This window comes from Streptomyces sp. NPDC001222, assembly GCF_042896945.1.
GTDB classification, from domain to species: Bacteria; Actinomycetota; Actinomycetes; order Streptomycetales; family Streptomycetaceae; genus Streptomyces; species Streptomyces gibsoniae.
This window is the reverse complement of sequence record NZ_JBIAXT010000096.1, coordinates 1-1,374: the sequence shown is the minus strand read 5'-3', so window position 1 is coordinate 1,374 and position 1,374 is coordinate 1. Positions and strand designations below refer to the sequence as shown.

Below are 1,374 nucleotides of genomic sequence, written 5' to 3'. Positions count from 1 at the left end.
GGGTCTGTACGGTGAGTGGTGTAACTCCAGAGCAGGAAGCGACAGTTGATGACTGACGTGACGAGTGACACCGAGGCCGGGAAGGCCGCTGCGAGCGGGACAGGCGCCGTGGATGACGGGCTGGTCGCCGAGTTGGTTGCCCGGGCTCAGGCCGGTGGCGTGAAGCTCACCGGGGAGGGCGGCCTCCTGCAGCAGCTGACCAAGCGGGTGCTGGAGTCCGCGCTGGAGGGTGAGCTCACTGATCATCTGGGGCACGAGCCCGGTGAGCGGGCCGAGGGCGGTCGGGAGAACTACCGTAACGGGCACCGGTCCAAGACGGTGATCACCGAGTCGGGGCCGGTCGAGATCGCGGTGCCGCGGGACAGGGCCGGATCGTTCGAACCGCAGCTGGTCAAAAAGCGGCAGCGGCGTCTGGGCGGCGTGGACGAGATGGTCCTGTCTCTGTCGGCGAAAGGGCTCACGCACGGGGAGATCTCCGCGCATCTCGCGGAGGTGTACGGCGCGGAAGTTTCCAAGTCCACGATCTCCACGATCACCGACAGCGTGATGGCCGGCATGACGGAATGGCAGAACCGTCCGCTGGACAGCGTCTATCCGGTCGTCTTCATCGACTGTGTGAACGTGAAGGTCAGGGACGGGCAGGTCGCCAACCGGCCCGTCTACATGGCGGTCGCCGTCACCGCCGAGGGACACCGGGACATCCTGGGCCTGTGGATCGGCGACGGCGGGGAGGGCGCGAAGTACTGGTTGCAGGTCCTGACCGAGATCAAGAACCGCGGCGCGGCCGATGTCCTGATGCTGGTCTGCGACGGCCTGACCGGCCTCCCGGACGCCGTGAACGCAGTCTGGCCTGCGACGATCGTCCAGACCTGTGTCGTTCACCTGCTGAGGAACAGCTTCCGTTACGCGGCCCGGCAGGACTGGGAGAAGATCGCGAAGGCGCTCAAGCCCGTCTACACCGCGCCGACCGAGGAGGCCGCGCTGGAGCGGTTCGTGGAGTTCACCGATGCCTGGGGCGGGAAGTATCCAGCGATCGTCCGGCTCTGGGAGGCGGCCTGGGCGGAGTTCGTGCCCTTCCTCCGGTTCGACGTGGAGATCCGCAAGATCGTCTGCACTACCAACGCGATCGAGAGCATCAACGCACGGATCCGCAAGGCCGTCCGGGCCCGGGGGCACTTCCCCACTGACCAGGCCGCCCTCAAGTGCGTCTACCTGGCTGTCATGAGCCTGGACCCGACCGGTACCGGACGCAAACGCTGGACCATGCGCTGGAAGGCCGCACTCCAAGCCTTCGACATCACCTTCGACGGCCGGCTCACCGCCGGACGCCGCTGAACAAAACCGACCGAGTTCCACCGTTCGCTACACAGACCC

Annotated in this window: 1 protein-coding gene; it reads left to right on the top strand. The window is 66.7% G+C overall.

Translation table 11 applies throughout. The annotated features are described in order from the left end of the window. Window positions 1-48: 48 nt before the first annotated feature. Window positions 49-1,335, top strand: a complete 1,287-nt coding sequence (locus tag ACFY2Z_RS41685) for an IS256 family transposase (RefSeq protein WP_390749203.1) — start codon at window positions 49-51, stop codon at window positions 1,333-1,335. Window positions 1,336-1,374 lie beyond the last annotated feature (39 nt).

Coding starts and splice junctions, on each gene's coding strand:
- ACFY2Z_RS41685 (WP_390749203.1), top strand. CDS start 49: ATGACTGACGTGACGAGTGACACCGAGGCCGGGAAGGCCGCTGCGAGC.